The organism is Nocardioides ganghwensis, from assembly GCF_014779655.1.
Taxonomy (GTDB): domain Bacteria; phylum Actinomycetota; class Actinomycetes; order Propionibacteriales; family Nocardioidaceae; genus Nocardioides; species Nocardioides ganghwensis.
Genome location: NZ_JACXYX010000009.1, coordinates 78,470 through 97,981 on the forward strand (window position 1 = coordinate 78,470; position 19,512 = coordinate 97,981).

Annotated in this window: 19 protein-coding genes; 8 read left to right on the forward strand and 11 right to left on the reverse strand. The window is 71.3% G+C overall.

The annotated features are described in order from the left end of the window. Positions 1–21 precede the first annotated feature (21 nt). Positions 22–558 carry a TIGR03086 family metal-binding protein gene (locus IEZ24_RS12345; protein WP_129454154.1) on the forward strand — a complete coding sequence of 179 codons (537 nt, stop codon included), beginning with the start codon at positions 22–24 and terminating at the stop codon, positions 556–558. A 167-nt stretch (positions 559–725) separates the two neighbouring features. Here IEZ24_RS12345 and IEZ24_RS12350 read toward each other — a convergent pair whose 3' ends face one another. The 5 genes from IEZ24_RS12350 to IEZ24_RS12370 all read right to left on the reverse strand — a co-directional run bounded on the left by IEZ24_RS12350 (position 726) and on the right by IEZ24_RS12370 (position 4,995). Beyond that, positions 726–2,030 (reverse strand): hypothetical protein, encoded by a 1,305-nt coding sequence (locus IEZ24_RS12350; RefSeq protein WP_129454155.1) that lies wholly within the window; start codon positions 2,028–2,030, stop codon positions 726–728. Beyond that, positions 2,027–2,524, reverse strand: a complete 498-nt coding sequence (locus tag IEZ24_RS12355) for a SigE family RNA polymerase sigma factor (RefSeq protein ID WP_129454156.1) — start codon at positions 2,522–2,524, stop codon at positions 2,027–2,029. The genes IEZ24_RS12350 and IEZ24_RS12355 overlap by 4 nt, the downstream gene beginning before the upstream one ends. Positions 2,525–2,592: 68 nt before the next feature. Beyond that, positions 2,593–3,750, reverse strand: a complete 1,158-nt coding sequence (locus tag IEZ24_RS12360; protein WP_129454157.1) for a hypothetical protein — start codon at positions 3,748–3,750, stop codon at positions 2,593–2,595. Continuing rightward, entirely contained in the window at positions 3,747–4,238 is a 492-nt protein-coding gene (locus IEZ24_RS12365) for a SigE family RNA polymerase sigma factor (protein ID WP_129454158.1), read from the reverse strand. Before IEZ24_RS12365 ends, IEZ24_RS12360 begins: the two co-directional genes overlap by 4 nt. A 79-nt stretch (positions 4,239–4,317) precedes the next feature. Next, positions 4,318–4,995: a Crp/Fnr family transcriptional regulator gene (locus IEZ24_RS12370; RefSeq protein WP_129454159.1), complete on the reverse strand. Its 678-nt coding sequence runs from the start codon at positions 4,993–4,995 to the stop codon at positions 4,318–4,320. A 162-nt stretch (positions 4,996–5,157) separates the two neighbouring features. On the opposite strand from IEZ24_RS12370, the gene nth reads away from it, so the two are divergent. The 4 genes from nth to IEZ24_RS12390 are packed head-to-tail and all read left to right on the forward strand — an operon-like array spanning position 5,158 to position 8,414. Then, positions 5,158–5,892: an endonuclease III gene (gene nth, locus IEZ24_RS12375; protein ID WP_242498414.1), complete on the forward strand. Its 735-nt coding sequence runs from the start codon at positions 5,158–5,160 to the stop codon at positions 5,890–5,892. Then, entirely contained in the window at positions 5,889–6,497 is a 609-nt protein-coding gene (locus tag IEZ24_RS12380) for a TlpA family protein disulfide reductase (RefSeq protein WP_129454160.1), read from the forward strand. The genes nth and IEZ24_RS12380 overlap by 4 nt, the downstream gene beginning before the upstream one ends. Further along, complete coding sequence (locus IEZ24_RS12385) at positions 6,494–7,234, forward strand: NUDIX hydrolase (protein WP_129454161.1); 741 nt, start codon at positions 6,494–6,496, stop codon at positions 7,232–7,234. Before IEZ24_RS12380 ends, IEZ24_RS12385 begins: the two co-directional genes overlap by 4 nt. Positions 7,235–7,238: 4 nt before the next feature. Further along, positions 7,239–8,414 carry a MarP family serine protease gene (locus tag IEZ24_RS12390; protein ID WP_129454162.1) on the forward strand — a complete coding sequence of 392 codons (1,176 nt, stop codon included), beginning with the start codon at positions 7,239–7,241 and terminating at the stop codon, positions 8,412–8,414. Between the two features lie 23 nt (positions 8,415–8,437). On the opposite strand, the gene IEZ24_RS12395 is transcribed toward IEZ24_RS12390, so the two are convergent. Beyond that, a complete protein-coding gene (locus tag IEZ24_RS12395; RefSeq protein WP_129454163.1) occupies positions 8,438–8,842 on the reverse strand; it encodes a phage holin family protein in 405 nt (134 codons plus the stop codon). A gap of 176 nt (positions 8,843–9,018) precedes the next feature. On the opposite strand from IEZ24_RS12395, the gene nhaA reads away from it, so the two are divergent. After that, a complete protein-coding gene (nhaA, locus tag IEZ24_RS12400; protein ID WP_129454164.1) occupies positions 9,019–10,437 on the forward strand; it encodes a Na+/H+ antiporter NhaA in 1,419 nt (472 codons plus the stop codon). 35 nt (positions 10,438–10,472) lie between these two features. Here nhaA and IEZ24_RS12405 read toward each other — a convergent pair whose 3' ends face one another. The 4 genes from IEZ24_RS12405 to IEZ24_RS12420 all read right to left on the reverse strand — a co-directional run bounded on the left by IEZ24_RS12405 (position 10,473) and on the right by IEZ24_RS12420 (position 15,475). Then, positions 10,473–11,273 carry an S-methyl-5'-thioadenosine phosphorylase gene (locus IEZ24_RS12405; RefSeq protein ID WP_129454165.1) on the reverse strand — a complete coding sequence of 267 codons (801 nt, stop codon included), beginning with the start codon at positions 11,271–11,273 and terminating at the stop codon, positions 10,473–10,475. A gap of 33 nt (positions 11,274–11,306) precedes the next feature. Further along, the gene (acs, locus tag IEZ24_RS12410) at positions 11,307–13,244 is read right to left on the reverse strand and encodes an acetate--CoA ligase (RefSeq protein ID WP_207206750.1); all 1,938 of its coding nucleotides are present in this window, start codon (positions 13,242–13,244) and stop codon (positions 11,307–11,309) included. Positions 13,245–13,422: 178 nt separating this feature from the next. After that, a complete protein-coding gene (locus IEZ24_RS12415) occupies positions 13,423–15,030 on the reverse strand; it encodes a solute symporter family protein (RefSeq protein ID WP_129454167.1) in 1,608 nt (535 codons plus the stop codon). A gap of 76 nt (positions 15,031–15,106) precedes the next feature. After that, entirely contained in the window at positions 15,107–15,475 is a 369-nt protein-coding gene (locus tag IEZ24_RS12420; RefSeq protein ID WP_129454168.1) for a DUF485 domain-containing protein, read from the reverse strand. A 367-nt stretch (positions 15,476–15,842) separates the two neighbouring features. Between IEZ24_RS12420 and IEZ24_RS12425 the strand changes: the two genes are divergently transcribed. After that, the gene (locus IEZ24_RS12425; protein ID WP_129454169.1) at positions 15,843–16,046 is read left to right on the forward strand and encodes a cold-shock protein; all 204 of its coding nucleotides are present in this window, start codon (positions 15,843–15,845) and stop codon (positions 16,044–16,046) included. Positions 16,047–16,237: 191 nt separating this feature from the next. On the opposite strand, the gene IEZ24_RS12430 is transcribed toward IEZ24_RS12425, so the two are convergent. Continuing rightward, positions 16,238–17,746 (reverse strand): outer membrane protein assembly factor BamB family protein, encoded by a 1,509-nt coding sequence (locus tag IEZ24_RS12430; protein WP_165356020.1) that lies wholly within the window; start codon positions 17,744–17,746, stop codon positions 16,238–16,240. Between the two features lie 275 nt (positions 17,747–18,021). On the opposite strand from IEZ24_RS12430, the gene IEZ24_RS12435 reads away from it, so the two are divergent. Further along, positions 18,022–19,497: an MFS transporter gene (locus tag IEZ24_RS12435; RefSeq protein ID WP_129454171.1), complete on the forward strand. Its 1,476-nt coding sequence runs from the start codon at positions 18,022–18,024 to the stop codon at positions 19,495–19,497. Positions 19,498–19,512: the final 15 nt, after the last annotated feature.

A 19,512-nucleotide genomic window follows, 5' to 3' on the forward strand; every position in this document is an offset into this window, starting at 1 on the left:
CGCAGGGAGTGAAGTGGGTGCATGGACAGCCCGCACCAGCCCGTCGTCGTCCTGTCCCGCGCCCTCGACCAGGCCGGCGACGCCCTCGCCGCCGTGCGCGCCGAGGACCTCGACAAGCCGACACCGTGCCACGGATGGACCGTGCGCGAGCTCGCCGACCACCTGGCGGCCGCGCCCGAGCACTTCCTGCAGATGGCCCGCGGGGAGGAGGTCGACTGGACGGCCGGCACCGGCGTCGAGCCCTCTGCCCTCACCGCGCACTTCCGCGCGCACGCCGACGACCTGATCCACCACTGGCACGGCCAGTCCGACGAGCAGGCCGCCCAGGCCGACTGGCAGAGCGCCGAGCTCGGCGTGCACACCTGGGACCTGCTGCGCGCGACGGGTCGCACCCTGCCGCTCGACGAGGAGGTGGCCGAGCGCGGTCTGGCCTTCATGCAGCAGGGGTTGACCGACGAGAACCGCGGCGGCGCCTTCGGCCCGGCCGTGTCCGTGCCCGACGACGCGTCGGCGTACGACCGGCTCGTGGCGTTCGCCGGGCGCGACCCGCGGGCCTGACCGTCGTACGGACCGAACGGCCGCTGCCGTCGGCGGCTCCCGCGTGCGGTGGGGTGGTCCGGGGTCGTTGGGTCCGCACGACGGCCCGGAGACGCGCGGACAGAAATGCGTCAGCGGGTGTCGGTCACGCTCGGCGGAACAGCGTGCGGGAGGTTATGTCCGCGCGTCTACGCGAGCCGGCGCCAGAGCCACCGCAGCGCGAGCAGCAGCGCGATGGCCGCGGCGACGGCCAGGCCGATGAACAGCGAGAGCTCGATCCCCAGCGGCGCCGGCGGGTCGTCGGTGGTGTCGCCGAAGTCGTGGGTCAGCTCCTGGGAGGAGGTCCCGTCGAGGTCGGGGACCAGGTCCACGGCGAGGCTCAGAGCAGCGGTGGGGATGTCGCGGACCAGGATCCGGTAGGTCCAGTGCGACTCGGGAGCGTTGGGGGCGGTGAGGAGCGCGAGGTGCGGTCCCTCGACGTAGGAGCCCTTCGGCGCGTCGACGCGTGCCACGACGAGCGTGTCGGTCGCCCAGCCCAGTGGCCGTACGGCCGCGCCGTCGGGGTAGAGGTCGCTGGCCAGGGGGCGCCCGGCGAACCGGCCGCCGGTCAGGAAGTCGAGCGCCGCGGCGTCCGCGCTCGAGGCGAGCGCGAAGGTGTCCCCGGCGGGCGAGGCGGTGGCGGCGTGGTTGCGACCGCGTCGCCCGGCGTCGAAGGTCGTCTGCTCCGACGTCTTCATCCGCCCGTAGGACCCGTCGCGCATCCACTGGCGAGGCCCTTGTGCATGGAACGTCACGTTGCCCTCGTGGTCGACGGCCGACCACTCCACCTGCTTGCCGGTCGTGATCGTCTCCTGCGAGAAGATGCCGACACGGTCGATCGGCATCCGTGACACGGCATCGTCGGCGAACCAGGTGAGCCACTGGCCCGAGGGTGACCAAGAGATCTCCTCGGGGGTGATCGAGCCCGTGGAACCACTGGACACGAGCCGGGTCTCGCCGCTCTCGAGGTCCACGAGGGCGAATCCCTCACGCGGCCGTCCTTCCGCGTCGGACGAGATCGTCCAGGCGAGGAAGGTCCCGTCGGGGCTGAGCGACAGCAGCCCGCGGTCCCAGCCCGCCAGCTCGAGCGCGTGGTAGCGCCCGTCCGCGGCCGTGACGAGGAGAGGTTGGCCGCCCGACCCGACGAACGCGACGGACGCCGGCCCCAGGGCGAGGTCGGTGGCCACCTCCGGGTCGCCCGGGTCCTCGATCCGGCTGGGGATCGCACCGCCCTCCGGGACCTCGGCCGAGGCCGTACGCACCTCCCGGTCCGGCGCGGACCAGAGCGCGACGCCGCCGCCGACGGACGCCAGGACAACCAGGACCGCGGCCACCACCAGCGCCTGGCCTCGGTGGCGGGCGGTCTGCCCCCGCTGCCAGAGGTCGTCGGCCACGGGGAGCGGGGTGACGTCGTCGGCCACGCGGTGCATGCGGGTGCGCAGGTCGTCGGTCATGCGTCTGCTCCGATCAGCTCGGCGAGCTCGGGCGCGAGCACGCGCAGCCGGGCCAGTGCCTGCCGGGTCGTGGACTTCACGGTGCTCGTGGACAGCTCGAGTGCGCGAGCCGTCTCGACCTCGGTGAGGTCCTCGTAGAACCGCAGGACCAGGACGGTCCGCTGCTTGGGGGTGAGGCGGGCCAGCGCCTGGTCCAGCGAGAGCCGCAGGTCCGTGTCGGCGGCGTCGGCCGTCGCGTCATGAGCCAGCAGAGGGGACTCGGTGAGCCGCCGCCGGCGCCACCACGAGATGTTCTGGTGGTACATCGCGCGCCGGACGTACGCCTCGGGCGAGGTGTGGATCCGCTTCCAGTGCCGTGCCGCCTGGAGCAGCGCAGCCTGCACGAGGTCCTGGGCGAGGTGGTGGTCGCCCGTCAGCAGGTACGCCGTCCGTGACAGCGCTGCCTGGCGTCCCGCCACGAAGGCGTCGAACCCCGCCTCGTCCGCTGTGATCACTGCAACCCCCTTCACGACGTACGACGCAGGCCCGCGTCGTGCCGGGTGGCACCGATCCTAGGAAAGTTCTACGCCTGCTTCTGCATCATCCGGAGGAAGGCGACCCCGGCGAGCAGGGCCACCAGTCCGCCCAGGACGTACGGCACCCGGTTGGGGCCCTCCTCGGAGGCGGAGGCCTCGCCGAAGTCGTGGGTCAGCTCCTGACCGGGGTCGCCGTCGAGGTCGGGGATCAGGTCCACGGCGAAGCTCGTCGCCTCGGGTGGCAGCCGTGGGAGGAACTCGCGCCACGTCCACTCCGACTCAGCGACGTCGGGGGCCGTGAAGACAGCGAGCCGCGGCCGCTCGACGACGTCGCTCGGTGGCGGGTCGATGATCGCCACCACGTGGTCCTCGTCGACCCAGCCGACAGGGGTCACCGTCGCGCCGTCGGGGTAGAGGTCGGTCGGCAGGGCGCGGTCGACCCGCTCGCCGGTCGTCCCGCCTCGGTCGGCCGGGACGCGCAGGAAGGGCGCTGCCGTCACCTCGCCGTCCGACGGCAGGGCGACCTCCTCGGTGCTGGAGGACGGGATACCGCGCGACCCGTAGCGACCCTCGATGTCCGGGGACTCCGATGGCCCGGTGACGTCGATCAGCCCGGCGGCGGCCGTCCCCTCGGACCGACCGTTCCACAGCAGCTGCGTCGAGTCCGTGCGCCAGGTCAGCGTGGTGACCCGGGCACCACTGCCCCGGTTGTGCGCCCAGCGCAGGATGTCACCGGTGCGCAGGTCGGCGATCAGGATCCGGTCGCCGTCGGGCGTGGCGTCACCGCCGCTCCACCATGCGACGCGGTAGCCGTCCGGCGAGAGGGCCACCGCGATGCCGGGGACCGCGAAGCGGTGGTAGCGGCCGTCCTCGGCGCCCACCAGGACGAGGTGGTTGCCCCCGAGCGCGACTGACGCCCGCCCGATCGCCCAGTCGTCCTCGAAGTCGCCGTTCGTGGGCTCGATGACGCTCGGGATGGCGCCGTCCCCGTCGTTGACGACGTCGCCGGCCGGGGCCACCGGACCGGGGCGTACGGCCAGCGCGGCGGCGCCCGCCACCGCCGCGACCACCGCGAGGGCCGCGGCTCCGCGAGCGATCCGCGAGCGGCGGCGGGCGCGGCGCCCGCGGTCCCACGCGGACGGGTCGGGCGAGAAGGTCTGGGTGCGGGCGAGGGCGTCGAGCTCCCCGCGCAGGTCGGTGCTCATGCGTCTGCTCCCACCAGGTCGGCGAGCTCGGGGGCCAGGACGCGCAGCCGCTGGAGGGCCTGGCGCGACATGGACTTGACCGCGCCGCTGGAGATGCCCAGCTCGGCGGCCGTCTGGACCTCGGTGAGGTCCTCGAAGTAGCGCAGCACCAGCACCGTGCGCTGGCGCGGGGTCAGCCGGCGAAGAGCCTGCTCGAGGGTCAGTCGCAGCGTCGGGTCGGAGGCCGGCGCCGGGGAGTCGTACGACTCCAGCGAGGTCACGGTGAACCGGCGGCGACGCCACCACGAGATGTTCTGGTGGTACATCGCGCGGCGGACGTAGGCCTCGGGCGAGGTGTGGATGCGCTCCCAGTGCCTGGCGGCCTGCACGAGCGCGGCCTGCACCAGGTCCTCGGCGAGGTGGTGGTCACCGGTGAGCAGGTAGGCCGTGCGTGCGAGCACCGGCCCGCGCGCGTGCACGAACGCGTCGAACCCGGATCGATCGTTCATCGAGCACCCCCTTCACGACGTACGACGCACGCGGGCGCCGGATCGGGGGTCAGCTGTCAGGAAATGGTGCGAGGAAGCTTCAGCGGGCGCGGCGGGAGAGACGCTCGAGGTCCATGATCACCACGGAGCGGGGCTCCAGGCGCAGCCAGCCGCGCGAGGCGAAGTCGGCGAGCGCCTTGTTGACCGTCTCGCGGGAGGCGCCGACCAGCTGGGCGAGCTCCTCCTGGGTGAGGTCGTGGTGGACGTGGACGCCGTCGTCGGCCGTGCGGCCGAAGCGGTCGGCGAGGTCGAGCAGCGCCTTGGCGACGCGGCCGGGCACGTCGGAGAAGACGAGGTCGGCGACGACGTCGTTGGACTTGCGCAGCCGTGAGGCGAGCTGCGACAGCAGGCCGCGGGCCACCTGCGGGCGGCCGTCGAGCCAGCGCAGCAGGTCGTCGTGGGACAGCGAGCCGAAGGAGGCGTCGGTGACGGCGGTGACGGTCGCCGAGCGCGGGCCCGGGTCGAAGAGGGAGAGCTCGCCGAACATCTGGCCGGGACCCATGATGGCGAGCAGGTTCTCGCGACCGTCGGAGGAGGAGCGGCCGAGCTTCACCTTGCCCTCGGTGACGATGTAGAGCTTGTCGCCCGAGTCGCCCTCGTGGAAGAGCACCTCGCCGCGACGGAGCTTGGTCTCGGCCATCGAGCCGCCCAGCGCGGTCGCCGCCTCGTCGTCGAGCGAGCTGAACAGCGGTGCCTGCCGGAGCACGTCGTTGTCCACGTCATTCCTCCCATTGGGGTGCGTCCCGTCCAGTGGTGCTCGGGATCCGGCACGATCCTAGCCGTGGTCCGGCTCACAACCGCGACTCCGCGCCAGATGTGCGCGGTTTGCCGGCTGCTCTCCGCGTGTGGCGGTGTCGGACCCGGACCGTACGCTTGGCGCGTGCCCGCCCCCGCCAAGAAGGCCGCCCAGGTCGCGATCGCCAAGCCCGACACGTCACTGGTGCGGCGCGCACGCAAGGTCGACCGGATCCTCGCCGAGACCTATCCCGACGCCCGTGCCGAGCTCGACTTCACCAACCCGTTCGAGTGCCTCGTCGTCACCGTGGTGTCCGCGCAGACCACCGACAGGCGGGTCAACGCCGCCAGTCCGGCCCTGTTCGCCGCCTATCCCACGCCCGAGGCGATGGCGGCCGCCCCGCGCGAGCACATGGAGCAGCTGCTCGGCCCGCTCGGCTTCTTCCGCGCCAAGACCGACTCGTTGCTCAAGCTCAGCCAGGCGCTCGTCGAGCGCTACGACGGCCAGGTGCCCGACCGGCTCGAGGACCTCGTCACGCTCCCCGGCGTCGGTCGCAAGACCGCCAACGTCGTCCTCGGCAACGCCTTCGGCAAGCCGGGCATCACCGTCGACACCCACTTCGGCCGGCTCGCGCGCCGCCTCGGCTGGACCGAGGAGACCGACCCGGTCAAGGTCGAGCACGCGGTCGGGGCGCTGTTCCCCAAGCGCGACTGGACGATGCTGTCGCACCACCTCATCTGGCACGGCCGTCGCCGCTGCCACGCCAAGAAGCCCGCGTGCGGAGCCTGCCCGGTCGCGCGGCTGTGCCCGTCCTTCGGCGCCGGCCCGACCGACCCGGTCGAGGCGGAGAAGCTCGTCACCACCCAGGGCCCCGCATGATCCGGGCTGTCCTCGTGCTGCTCCTCGCGGCAGCACTCACCGCGTGCACGTCCGACGGCGGGCGCATCGACGTACGCCCTCCCGACATCGACGTCGACACGCCTGCGCTGCGGGAGGTCAAGGCGCGCATCGGCATGGAGGACTGCGAGCCCGGCACCGGCGAGCCCGTCGAGGGCGGGCTGCCCGAGCTGACCCTGCCGTGCCTGGGTGGCGGCCCAGACATCGAGCTCTCGTCGCTGCGTGGGCCCGTGGTGATCAACCTCTGGCAGGCGTTCTGCGAGCCGTGCCGCGAGGAGATGCCGGCGCTGGAGGAGTTCCACCAGCAGTACGGCGACCGGGTGCCGGTGCTCGGCATCGACTTCAACGACGTGCACCCCGACAGCGCGCTGGCGCTGGCCGAGGAGACCGGCGCGACGTATCCCTCGATCGCCGATCCCGGTGGCGAGCTGATGGCCGAGGAGGCCTTCGCGGTGGCGCGGCGCGGGCTGCCGGCCTTCGTCTTCGTCGACGCCGAGGGCCAGGTCGTGGCGCAGGACTCCGGCGGCGTGGAGTCCGTGGCGGAGATCAAGGCCAAGGTCGCCGAGCACCTGGGGATCGCGCTGTGAGCACCTCGCTGCCGGGCTGGCTGGCCCCGGTGGTCGAGGCCGCCTCCACGATCACCGTCCACGAGCTGACGCGGTTCATGCCGCCCGAGGGCAGCGACCCGCGGCGGGGCGCGGTGCTGATGGTGTTCGCCGACCGCGAGTCCGACCCCACCACCCCCGACGACCTCGCCCACCGGGGCGAGCTCCTGCTCACCGAGCGCAACCACTACATGCGCTCCCACCCCGGCCAGGTGTCCTTCCCGGGCGGCTCGCTCGACGAGGGGGAGACCCCGGTGGAGGCGGCGCTGCGCGAGGCGTACGAGGAGATCGGCCTCGAGCCCGCCGAGGTCGAGGTCTTCGGCGAGCTGCCCGAGCTGTGGCTGCCGCCGAGCAACTTCGCGGTGACGCCGATCCTCGGCTACTGGCGCGACCGCGGCGAGGTCCGGATCGAGAGCCCCGAGGAGGTCCACGAGATCCACCACGTGGCGATCGCCGACCTGCTCGACCCGGAGCACCGGATCAACGTCCGGCACCCCAGCGGCTGGACGGGACCGGGCTTCCTGATCGGGCCCGACAAGGACGTCATCCTCTGGGGCTTCACCGCCGGGATCATCGCACGTCTGTTCAGCTACCTCGGCTGGGCGGAGGACTGGGACCGGGCGCGGGTGCGTGACCTCCCCGACCACATGCTGCAAGGTGTCCCCAGGGGAACGGACCTCGCTCCCAACACGCCGCAGAACACCAGGCTCGAGGAGTAGGCCATTGAACGTCCTCGACTGGTGCCTCGTCGCACTCGTGGGGATCTACGCCCTCTCGGGCTACTGGCAGGGCTTCATCACCGGCGCCAGCGCGACCGCCGGCCTGCTGCTCGGCGGGCTCGGCGGCATCTGGGTGGCCCCGGTCGCGCTCGGCGACGCGGCCCCGTCGCTGTGGGTGTCGCTGGGCGCGCTGTTCATCGTGATCATCTCCGCCTCGCTCGGCCAGGCACTCTTCCAGTACGTCGGTGCGCGCATCCGCGACAGCATCACCTGGCAGCCGATCCGCGCCGTCGACGCGGTGGGCGGCTCGGCCCTCAGCGCCGTGGCCGTGCTGCTGGTCGCGTGGGCGCTCGGCGTCGCGGTCTCCGGCACCCGCATCGGCGCGATCACGCCGATGGTGCGCGACTCGGCGATCCTCGCCAAGGTCGACCAGACGCTCCCGACCGACTCCGGCAAGGTGCTGCAGACCTTCAACAACGTCGTCGGGACGACCTTCTTCCCGCGCTACCTCGAGCCCTTCGCGCCCGAGCGGATCGTGGCGGTCCGGCCCGGCGACCCGCGCATGCTCACCGACCCCGACGTGCTCGCCGCCGAGGCCAGCGTCGTCAAGGTCCGCGGCGCCAACGGCTGCGGCAGCGGCGTGGAGGGCACGGGCTTCTTCTACGCCCCCGGCCGGCTGATGACCAACGCCCACGTCGTGGCGGGCGTGACGCGCCCCGAGGTGGAGGTCGGCGGGACGTCGGTCACCGCGTCGGTCGTGCTCTACGACGCCGACCTCGACATCGCCGTGCTCGCGCTGCCCGACACCGGGGTGCCGCAGCTCGCGTTCGACACCGAGGCCGAGCCGCGCGACCCGGTCGCGGTCCTCGGCTACCCGCAGGACGGGCCCTACTCCGTCGAGTCCGGGCGCATCCGCGCCGAGCAGCGGCTGCGCTCGCCCGACATCTACGGCGACGGGACGGTCATCCGCCAGGTCTTCTCCCTGCGCGCGCTCATCCGCCCGGGCAACTCCGGCGGACCGATCGTGACCTCCGCCGGCGACGTCGCCGGGATGGTCTTCGCCGCCTCGGTCAGCGACCCCGACACCGGCTACGCACTGACCGCCGACCAGGTCGCCGAGTCCGCGGCCGAGGGCCTGACGCGGGGATCACCGGTCGACACCGGCACATGCGTGCGCTGAGCCGGGGAGACGTACGGCCTGCGTCAGCCCCGGCCCTTGAGGGCCTGCGGGATCTGCTTGCCCTGCTCGATCGCGCGCTCGGGCGCCTTGACCTGCTTGACCTGCTTGAGGCCGACCAGCGCGAGCAGCCCGGCGATGAGGACGTAGAGCGCGAAGACGATCAGGAAGGCCCAGTGCAGGTCGAGGCCCTGGCCGTTCCAGTGGATGAAGTAGGCGATCGCGACCGAGAGCATGATGATCGCGAGCAGGCCGATGAACGCCGCCCCCGCGAACAGGCCGATGCCGACCCCGCCGTGCTTGACGCTGACCTTGATCTCGCTCTTCGCGAGCTGGATCTCCTTGGAGATCAGGCTCGAGATGTCCCGCTGCGCGTCCATGACGAGCTTGCCGAGCGTCGGATCGCCGTCCTGGATCGGTTCGTTGGCCATGTGCTGCGGTCCTTCGGTGTACGCCGGGGGAGCTGACGCTGCGACCCTACCAACGGGTCCGCGCGCATCACCGCTCCGTCTAGACTGAGCTGCAGGTGAGCCGGGAAGTCTGGTCGGCCCGTGGTGATCATCCGCGGTGACGGTTCCCCGACGACCCCCGAAGGATGCGCCGCCGCATGGCCTCACCCCGCAAGCCCCAGGACCCCCGGCCCGACGACGAGGTCTGGCAGACCGGCCCGGTCTACATCGCGAGCGACAAGCCGCTGGCCCGACTGGTCGCGCGACCGATGCGCGAGTTCCTCCGGGTGGAGGCGGCCGGGTCGATCCTGCTGCTCGTCGCGGCGGCCGCCGCCCTGCTGTGGGCCAACAGCCCGTGGGCCGAGTCGTACGACGCGCTCTGGCACGCCCACCTGACGCTCGACGTCGGTCCGCTGCACCTCGACGAGTCGCTCCAGCACTGGGTCAACGACGCCCTGATGGTGATCTTCTTCTTCGTCGTCGGCCTGGAGATCAAGTACGAGCTGGTCAACGGCGACCTGCGCGACCCCAAGACGGCTGCCCTGCCGATCGTCGCCGCCGTCGGCGGCATGGTCCTGCCGGCCGGTCTCTACCTCGCGCTCAACCCGCCGGGCAGTGACGGCGGCGCCGGGTGGGGCATCCCGATGGCGACCGACATCGCGTTCGCGGTCGGCGTCCTCGGCGTCCTCGGGCGCCGGATCCCGTCGGCCGCCCGGCTCTTCCTGCTGACCCTGGCGATCGTCGACGACATCGGCGCGATCCTCGTGATCGCGGTGTTCTACACCAGCGACCTGTCGCTGACCTGGTTGGCGATCGCGATCGGCCTGCTCGGCGCGATGGTCGTGGCGCGGGTGCTGCGGATCTGGACGGTCGTGGTCTACGCGATCCTCGGCGTCGGCGTCTGGTTCGCCCTGCTCGAGTCCGGCGTGCACGCCACCCTGGCCGGCGTCGCCATCGGCCTGCTCGCCCCCGCGCGGCCGCTGCTCAACGAGGAGGTGGCCCGCGAGTACGCCACCCGGGCGCTGCGCGACCGCCACCTCAACCCCGACGAGCTGGCCCGGCTCCGGTTCCTGCTCAAGGAGTCGGTGTCCGTCGTCGAGCGGCTCATCAGCTCGCTGCACCCGCTCTCGGCGTACGTCGTGCTGCCGATCTTCGCGCTCGCCAACGCCGGCGTCGAGCTGGGTGCGATCAGCGAGGTCTTCACCGAGCCGGTGGGCCTCGGGATCATCCTCGGCCTGGTGGTCGGCAAGCCGGTCGGCATCTTCCTCACGTCCTTCCTGGCCGTACGCCTCGGCATCGCGAAGCTGCCGGAGAACACCTCGTGGTCGATGGTGTTCGGCCTCGGCGCGGTCGCCGGCATCGGCTTCACCGTCTCGATCTTCATCGCCGGGCTGTCGTTCCCGGGATCCGACCTGCTCACCGAGGAGGCGAAGATCGCGATCCTCATGGCCTCGCTCCTCGCCGCCGTGGTCGGGGTGGTCATGCTGCTGGCGAGCACACGCGGTCGCACCTACGACGACGACCACCACGAGCCCGACCAGGAACCGGACCCGGTGCGCCAGGCCCTCGAGGACTGAGGAGGCGTGGTCGGCCGGCGGCCCCGGTCAGCGGCTCACCGGTTCGGCACCTCGTAGGTCAGGTCGACGCCGTCCCACCACGACCCGCAGGCGCAGCCGTCGGGACCGGGCAGGCCCTCGATGGCCGCGCCGAGGAGCAGGGTGAGCCGCTCGAGGTTGGCACGGAAGAGGGCGAAGACCTCCTCCTGCCCGACGCCCTCGCCGGACTCGGCGCCGGCGTCCATGTCGGTGACGAGCGCGAGGGAGGCGTAGCACTGGCCCATCTCGCGGGCCAGGGCCGCCTCGGGGGCGCCCGTCATGTTGATCAGGTCCCAGCCCTGGTCGGCGTAGTGGCGCGACTCGGCGCGCGTGGAGAAGCGCGGCCCCTCGACCACGACCATGGTGCCGCCGGCGCGTACGTCGGGGTCCGCGCCGGCGAGCGCCGCGGAGACGCCCGGGCAGTAGGGGTCGGCGAACGGCAGGTGGACCGCGCCGGACTCCACGAACGAGCCGACCCGTCGGTGGGTGCGGTCGACGAGCTGGTCCGGCACGACGAGGTCGCCGGGCGCCACGGTGTCGCGGAGCCCGCCGACGGCGCAGGGCGCCAGCACCTGGCGTACGCCGAGCGAGCGCAGCGCCCACGCGTTGGCGCGGTAGGGGATGCCGTGCGGCGGGTGGTCGTGGTGGCGGCCGTGGCGCGGGAGGAAGGCGACCGACCGGCCCGCCACCTCCCCGACCGCGATCGGGGCGGACGGGTCGCCGTACGGCGTGGTGACCGCGTGCTCGGTCGCGTCGGGCAGGAACGAGTAGAAGCCGGAGCCGCCGATGACGGCGACCTCGGCGATGGGTGCGCTCACCGGGCCAACCCTAGTGAGCGCACCCGACGCGGGTCAGTCCTCCGACGAGGACGAGCCCTCCCTCGTCTTGATCAGGTCCATCACCGTCGAGTCGGCCAGCGTCGTGACGTCGCCGACCTCGCGGTGCTCGGCGACGTCCTTGAGCAGGCGGCGCATGATCTTGCCGGAGCGGGTCTTGGGCAGCTCGGGCACGACCATGATCTGGCGCGGCTTGGCGATCGCGCCGATCTCCTTGGCGACGTGCTTGCGCAGCTCCTCGACGATGTCCTCGCCGCCGTCGCCCGCGGAGTCGCGCAGGATGACGAAGGCGCACACGGCCTGGCCGGTGGTCTCGTCGGCGGCACCGACCACTGCGGCCTCCGCGACCTTGGGGTGCGACACGAGCGCGGACTCGATCTCGGTGGTCGACAGGCGGTGGCCCGACACGTTCATCACGTCGTCGACACGGCCGAGCAGCCAGATGTCGCCGTCCTCGTCGAGCTTGGCGCCGTCGCCGGCGAAGTAGAGGCCCGGCCAGCGCGACCAGTAGGTGTCCTTGAACCGCTGGTCGTCGCCCCAGAGCGTACGGAGCATGGCCGGCCACGGCTCCTTGAGCACGAGGTAGCCGCCGTTGCCGTTGCCGACGGACTTCGCGTCGTCGTCGACGACGTCGGCGGAGATGCCGGGCAGCGCCTTCATCGCCGAGCCCGGCTTGCCGGCCGTGACGCCGGGCAGCGGGCTGATCATGATCTGGCCGGTCTCGGTCTGCCACCAGGTGTCGACGACCGGGCAGCGGTCGCCGCCGATGACCTCGCGGTACCAGACGTAGGCCTCGGGGTTGATCGGCTCGCCGACCGAGCCGAGCAGCCGCAGCGACGACATGTCGTAGCCGTCGGGGATCTCGCGGCCCTGCTTCATGAAGGTCCGGATCGCGGTGGGCGCGGTGTAGAGGATGGTGACCTTGTAGTCCTGCACGATCTGCCACCAGCGGCCCTTCTCGGGCGTGCCCTCGTACATCACCTGGGTCGCGCCGTTGGCCAGCGGCCCGTAGGCCATGTAGGAGTGCCCGGTCACCCAGCCCACGTCGGCGGTGCACCAGTAGACGTCGTCGTCCTTGAGGTCGAAGACCGCCCAGTGGGTGTACGACGTGCCGGTGAGGTAGCCGCCGGTGGTGTGCAGGATGCCCTTGGGCTTGCCGGTCGTGCCGGAGGTGTACATGACGTAGAGCGGGTGCTCGGAGTCGTGCATCTCGGGCTCGTGCTCGGCGGAGGCGCCGTCGACGGCGTCGTGCCACCACACGTCTCGCCCACCCTCTTCCCGGCCGTGCCAGTCGACGTCCTGGCCCGTACGCCGGACGACCAGCACGTGGCGCACGAGGTCGCCGGTCTTGGCGACGGCCTCGTCGACCGCCGGCTTCAGGGCGCTGGCCGCGCCGCGGCGGTAGCCGCCGTCGGAGGTGATCACCACGTGCGCCTCGCAGTCGGTGATGCGCGAGGCGAGGGCGTCGGCGGAGAAGCCGCCGAACACGACGGTGTGCGGGGCGCCGAGGCGGGCGCAGGCCAGCATCGCGACGACGACCTCGGGGATCATCGGCATGTAGATCGCGACCCGGTCGCCCTTCTGGACGCCCAGCTCGGTCAGCGCGTTGGCCGCCCGGGACACCTCGTCCTTGAGCTGGGCGTAGGTGATGTCGCGGGTATCGTCGTCGGGCTCGCCGACCCAGTGGATCGCGACCTTGTCGCCGTTGCCGGCCTCGACGTGGCGGTCCACGCAGTTGACCGAGGCGTTGAGGGTCCCGCCGACGAACCACTTCGCGAACGGCGGGTTCGACCAGTCGAGGACCTGGTCCCACTTCTTCCCCCAGTCGAGGCGCTCGGCGGCCTCGGCCCAGAAGGCCTCGCGGTCGGAGTCGGCACGTGCGTACGCCTCCTCCTTCACGTTGGCGTCCGCCGCCAGGTCGGCCGGCGGCTCGAATCGACGGTCCTCGTGCATCAGGTTCGACAGGGTCTGCTCGGACAAGGCTCTCTCCTCTGGCGGGACTCGTACGGGGTCGACGTGCGGGATCGGGTGCGGCGTTGAAGAAGGGGTGGGGCGGTGGCCGCCCCCCTCGCCGAACCTACTCCGGCTCGGCGAGGGGGTCACGGGTGAACCAGCCCGGTGGGGTGCTCGATCAGTGGTGCGTGGCGCCCTCGGCACCCGCACCGGTCAGGGCGCGGACCTCCAGCTCGGTGAAGCGGTCCTCCGCCGTGGGCTCCTGGCTGGTGATCGTGCCGATGTAGCCGAGCAGGAAGCCCAGCGGGATCGAGACGATGCCCGGGTTGTTGAGCGGGAAGATCGCCCAGTCGGAGTCGGGGAACATCGAGGTGGGCAGCCCCGACATCACCGGCGAGAGCAGCACCAGGCCCACGGCGGAGAGCAGGCCGCCGTAGATGCTCCACGTCGCACCGCGGGTGTTGAAGCGGCGCCAGAACATGTTGTAGATGATCGCCGGCAGGTTGGCCGAGGCGGCCACCGCGAAGGCCAGCGCCACGAGGAACGCGATGTTGAGGCGCTGCGCCGGGATGGACAGCACGATCGCGACGGCACCGATCCCGAAGGCGGCGATGCGGGCGACCCGCACCTCGTCCTTCTCGCTGACCGGCTGGTCCTTCTTGAGGACCCCCTTGTAGAGGTCGTGCGCCACCGACGAGGAGCTGGCCAGGGTCAGGCCGGCCACCACGGCGAGGATCGTCGCGAAGGCGACCGCCGCGATGAGGGCGAGCAGGATCGCACCACCGGTGGACCCGTCGCCACCGCCGACGGCCTCGGCGAGGAGCGGGGACGCGAGGTTCTGGTTGCCGCCCGCCGCCGGGTCGACGACCTCACGGTCGAGCAGGGCAGCCGCACCGAAGCCGAGGATCAGCGTCATCAGGTAGAAGGCGCCGATCAGGGCGATCGCCCACAGCACCGACTTCCGCGCGTCACGCGCGGTCGGGACGGTGTAGAAGCGGATCAGGATGTGCGGCAGACCGGCGGTGCCGAGCACCAGGGCCAGGCCGAGGGACAGGAAGTCGATCTGCGACGTCAGCGAGCTGCCGTACTGCAGGCCGGGCTGCAGGAAGGCGTCGCCCTTGCCCGAGTTCTCGGCAGCGGCGCCGAGGAGCGAGGACAGGTTGAAGTTGAACTCCGCGAGCACCAGCAGCACGATCAGCGCCGAACCGAGCATGAGCAGCACGGCCTTGACGATCTGGACGTACGTCGTTCCCTTCATGCCGCCGACGACGACGTAGAAGATCATCAGGATGCCGACGCCGATGATGGTGATGTTCTTGATCGCCTCGCTCTCGACGCCGAGGAGCAGCGCCACCAGCGTGCCGGCGCCGACCATCTGGGCGAGCAGGTAGAAGATCGAGACCACGACGGTCGAGACCGACGCCGCCGTGCGGACCTTGCGCTGGTTCATCCGGAAGGCGAGCTGGTCGGCCATCGTGTAGCGGCCCGCGTTGCGGAGCATCTCGGCGACGAGGAGCAGCGCGACGAGCCAGGCGACGAGGAAGCCGATGGAGTAGAGGAAGCCGTCGTAGCCGTAGACGGCGATGGCCCCGGAGATGCCGAGGAAGGAGGCGGCCGACATGTAGTCGCCGCCGATGGCCAGGCCGTTCTGGAAGCCGGAGAAGGAGCGGCCGCCGGAGTAGAAGTCGGTGGCCGTCTTGGTCTGGCGGCTGGCCCAGAAGGTGATGCCGACCGTCAGTGCGACGACCGACAGGAACAGGAACGTGGTCAGGAACTGGTCGCTCATGCGCGTACTCGCTTCGCTCCGTGCGCGCATGAGGCACATGTCGCACTGTGTTGGATGGTTCGCTCGCTGCGCTGGCTCATGCCTGGCCCCGCTTCGCGTCGGTGCCGGCCTGGTCGCGGTAGGACTGCTCGAGGCTGCGGGCCAGCGGGTCGAGCCTGGCGTTGGAGTAGCGGCTGTACATCCAGGCCAGGCCGAAGGTCGTGACGAACTGGAGGAGCCCGAAGACCAGGGCGACGTTGATGTTGCCGACCAGCTTGGTGGCCATGAAGCCGCCCGCCCAGTTCGACATGATCACGTAGAGCAGGTACCACGCCAGGAAGGCGGCGGTGGCCGGGATGACGAAGCCGCGGTAGCGCTTCCTCAGCTCGGTGTACTCACTGGATTCGTGCAGCCGGTCATAGACCGGATCGTGGCGCGCGGCCTGGTCGGGTGCCTCGATAGTCACGGCTTCGTCCTCTCGAACTGTGGCTGGCGGTCACCTCTGTGACCGCGGTCACCGTGACACCGCTCACCTCCCGGCCGGGAGGGTCGCGCACGGCCTGGGCGACCGGTGGGTGCGGCCGGTCGCCCAGCGGTCGGCGGCGTACGACGAGCGGTCAGCGCGGCTCGGCAGCGGCGAGGAGTCGTCGGCTGGGGCCCAGTGCCGTACAGTCGAGGGTGTTGAAGGGACGGAGCACCCAGTCGTCCTGGCCGCGCACGATGCGTGGCTCGTATCTCGTACTCCTGGTTTCGGTTCGCTGGACATCAGTACGCATGGATGTCTTCAGCAGTTCAGGGGCAGACAGCCCCGACACGAAACAAAGGAAAAGATCATGGCTCAGGGAACTGTCAAGTGGTTCAACGCTGACAAGGGCTTCGGCTTCATCGCGCAGGACGGCGGCGGCGAGGACGTGTTCGTCCACTTCTCCGCGATCCAGTCCAGCGGCTACAAGTCGCTCGACGACAACCAGAAGGTCGAGTTCGACGTGACCGCCGGCCCCAAGGGCCCGCAGGCCGAGAACGTCCGCGTCGTCTGACGTACGCACTCACGAAGGGCCCCGACCGCAGCTGCGGTCGGGGCCCTTCTGCGAGTGGGGTCCGTGAGGCGGGTGGTCGCGCCTGACGAAAGGTCGGGTCGCGCAGCGTCAGGCGCGACGGTCCACCCTCGCCACGGTACGCGCGAGCGCGGGGCGGACGTAGTCCCCAGGTTGGGTAGCGACGGGCGTTCCTACCTTCCGTTGACGGTGAACGAGTGGATCGCCTGCCCGGGCAGCTCGACGCCGAGGTTGTAGCCGCTGCCCCAGTAGAGCGCTCCGTCCACGGCCGCAGCGCCGCTGTAGCAGAAGTCCCCCGACGAGTGGTCCCACAGCTGGCTGCCGTCGCTCGCCTTGAGGGCGTACATGTGGCCCGCCGCGTCGCCGGAGCACGCGTAGACCACACCGCGGGCCACGGTCACCGCGCCGGAGGCGGTGGCCGCCGCCGGGTTGGCACGGTCCCAGATCAGGCGGCCCGTGGCGGCGTCGAGCGCCGCCCAGTGACCGTGGTCGATGGTGGTCCCGTCGCTCAGCGTCCACGACTTCTGGTCGGTGTTGGCCGAGGCGACGTAGATCCGCGTCCCGTCGGTGGCCGATCCCCACTGCAGGCCGCCCGCCAGGCCGCCGGGAGCGGCCTGGGTCTTCCAGACCACCGCACCCGTGTCCGGGTCCAGGGCCCAGAAGATTCCTGACTTCTGGCCCGCGCCCACGAAGTCCCTGCCGCCCGTCCTCCACAGCATCGGTGCCTGCGCGAAGTCGTAGTCGGGGCCGGCGTTCTCGGGGCAGCCCTCCACCGGGTCCTCGAAACCGGGCACGGGGATGCCGCAGGCGACGTTCCAGGCGTCGACGGGCAGTGCCCGCGTGGACCACTTCACCGCGCCGGTTCCCGTGTCGAGCGCGACGATCGCGTCGAACATGTTGTCGGCCGGCACGCAGGCCGCTCGGTCCTCGTCCGAGGTCGCGGCGGCGACGCAGGCGGTCACGGAGTCGGGGATCGAGTAGTTGTTTCCGGTGGCGACGTAGACGGTCCCGCGCTTGGTGTCCACCGCCGGCGCACTGCCCCACACCGCCGCACCGGTGTATCCGGGTGGGGTCATGTAGGTCTTCCACTTCACCTGACCGGTCGCGAGGTCCAGCGCCATGAAGAAGCCTCGGAAGGTCAACGGCACCCCGAACCGCACGAGGACCTCTTCGTAGGACGCCGCGCCGATGTAGACCGTGCCGTCGGCGATCGTCGCCGACTGGGTGAGGATCGGGTAGCCGCCCTCCACCGTGGTCTTCCACAGCAGGGAGCCGTCGCGCTTGTCGACGGCGAACACCCATCCGTCCGGGCTGAAGACCTTGCCGGCCTGGTCGCCGAGGACCAGCGTGTTGCCGGAGATCGCCGGGGTCGCCCGGGAGTAGTCCCCATCGGGTGCCCCGTAGTCGGTGCTCAGGTTCTTCTGCCAGATGACGGCGCCGGTAGCGGCGGCCAGGGCGTACAGGTTGCCCTTGTCGTCGGGCACGTAGACGACCCCGTTCTCCACGGAGGGGGTCGCCGAGACGTTGCCGGCGGTCGCCACCTTCCACTTCAGTGCCAGCTTGGCGGCACCGCCGACGCCGATCGTGCTGTCGCCGTTCCTCGTGTTCGCGAGGTCGTGACCGGCGCTCGGCCAGCCTGCCTGCGCGCCGACGGCGGCGGGTGCCACGAACAGCACTCCCACCGCCAGCAGGGCCCCTGGGACCCTGGACAGCCTTCTTCCATGCATTGGAAACTCCCGTGCTCGTAGCGGATCGCGCCTGCGTGTGCGCGTGACGAACGTGGTGCGTTTCCCGACCTCGTACGAGCTCTACTCCCGCCCGTGCGCGGCGTCAACAGGCCCTGTCGGCGGACCAGACCACGAAGCGCCCGCGGCCTCGTGAGGTCGTGAGGAGAATGTGACGGTCCTGCCACCGCGACGGCAGTTCGCTCGTCACAGTCGGTGGCCACCCTCCTGTCATGAGCATGCAGACCCCCACCCGTCGTAGCCGCCGCTGGATCGAGGACTGGCGTCCCGAGGATCCCGACTTCTGGGAGACGACCGGACGCCAGGTCGCCCGGCGCAACCTGATCTGGTCGATCTTCGCCGAGCACCTCGGCTTCTCGGTGTGGCTGATCTGGAGCGTGAGCTCGGCCTTCCTGGTGGCGACCGGGTTCGACTACACGCCGCAGCAGCTCTTCCTGCTGGTGGCCCTGCCCAACCTCGTCGGCTCGTTGCTGCGGCTGCCGTACACGTTCGCGGTGCCGAAGTTCGGTGGCCGCAACTGGACGATGGCGAGCGCGGCGCTGCTGCTCATCCCCACGCTCGGGTTCGCGTACGCCGTGCAGAGGCCGGACACGCCGTACTGGGTGTTCTGCCTCATCGCCGCCACGGCCGGCCTCGGCGGCGGCAACTTCGCCAGCTCGATGGCCAACATCAACTTCTTCTACCCCTCGGCCAAGAAGGGCGCCGCGCTGGGCCTCAACGCGGCCGGTGGCAACCTCGGTGTCTCCCTGATCCAGCTCTTCTTGCCGGTCATCGTCGGCGGGGCCGGGATCTTCGGCCTGGTCAAGGCGTCGGAGGGCGGGATCGACCTGCAGCGCGCGGCCTGGGTGTACGCCGGCCTCGCGGTCGTCGCGACGCTCGCGGCGTACTTCTTCATGGACAACCTGAGCACCGCGAAGTCCTCCCCCCGCGAGCAGCTGCAGGTCGTGCGCAAGCGGCAGACCTGGATCATGGCCTTCCTCTACATCGGCACCTTCGGCTCCTTCATCGGCTACTCGGCCGCCATGCCGCTGCTCATCAAGCTGAACTTCTGGGTGCCGGAGCCGGCGCCGCTGGGGACCGGCATCTACTTCGCCTACTTCGCGTTCCTCGGCGCCCTCGTCGGCTCGGCGACCCGGCCGTTCGGCGGCTGGCTGGCCGACCGCCTCGGTGGCGCGAAGGTGACGCTGGGCGCGTTCGGCGCGATGGTCGCCTTCACGCTGGCCGTACTGTGGACGCTCATGCAGCTCACCCCCAACCCGACCGCGGACCCGGCGATCGCGTCGGCCAACCAGTCGTGGTTCCCGTGGTTCCTGGGCTTCTTCCTCTGTGTCTTCGCCGCCACCGGCATCGGCAACGGCTCGACCTACAAGATGATCCCGGCGATCTGGCGCACCGAGGCCGAGCGCGCCACGTCGCCCGGCACGCCCGAGCGCACCGCCGCCCTGCTGGCCGGCACCAAGCAGGCCTCCGCCGCGATCGGCGTGATCGGCGCGGTGGGCGCCATCGGCGGCTTCCTCATCCCCATGGCCTTCAGCGCACCGTGGGTGGCCGACCCCATGTCCGCCACCAAGGGCGCCTTCGTGGTCTTCACCGCGTTCTACGTCGTCTGCGGCGCGGTGACCTGGGCGGTCTACCTGCGGCGCCCCGCCGAGGTCCGCGCCCAGAGCCTGGCCGGCGCCGGGATCTGAGCGGAGACCTGACCT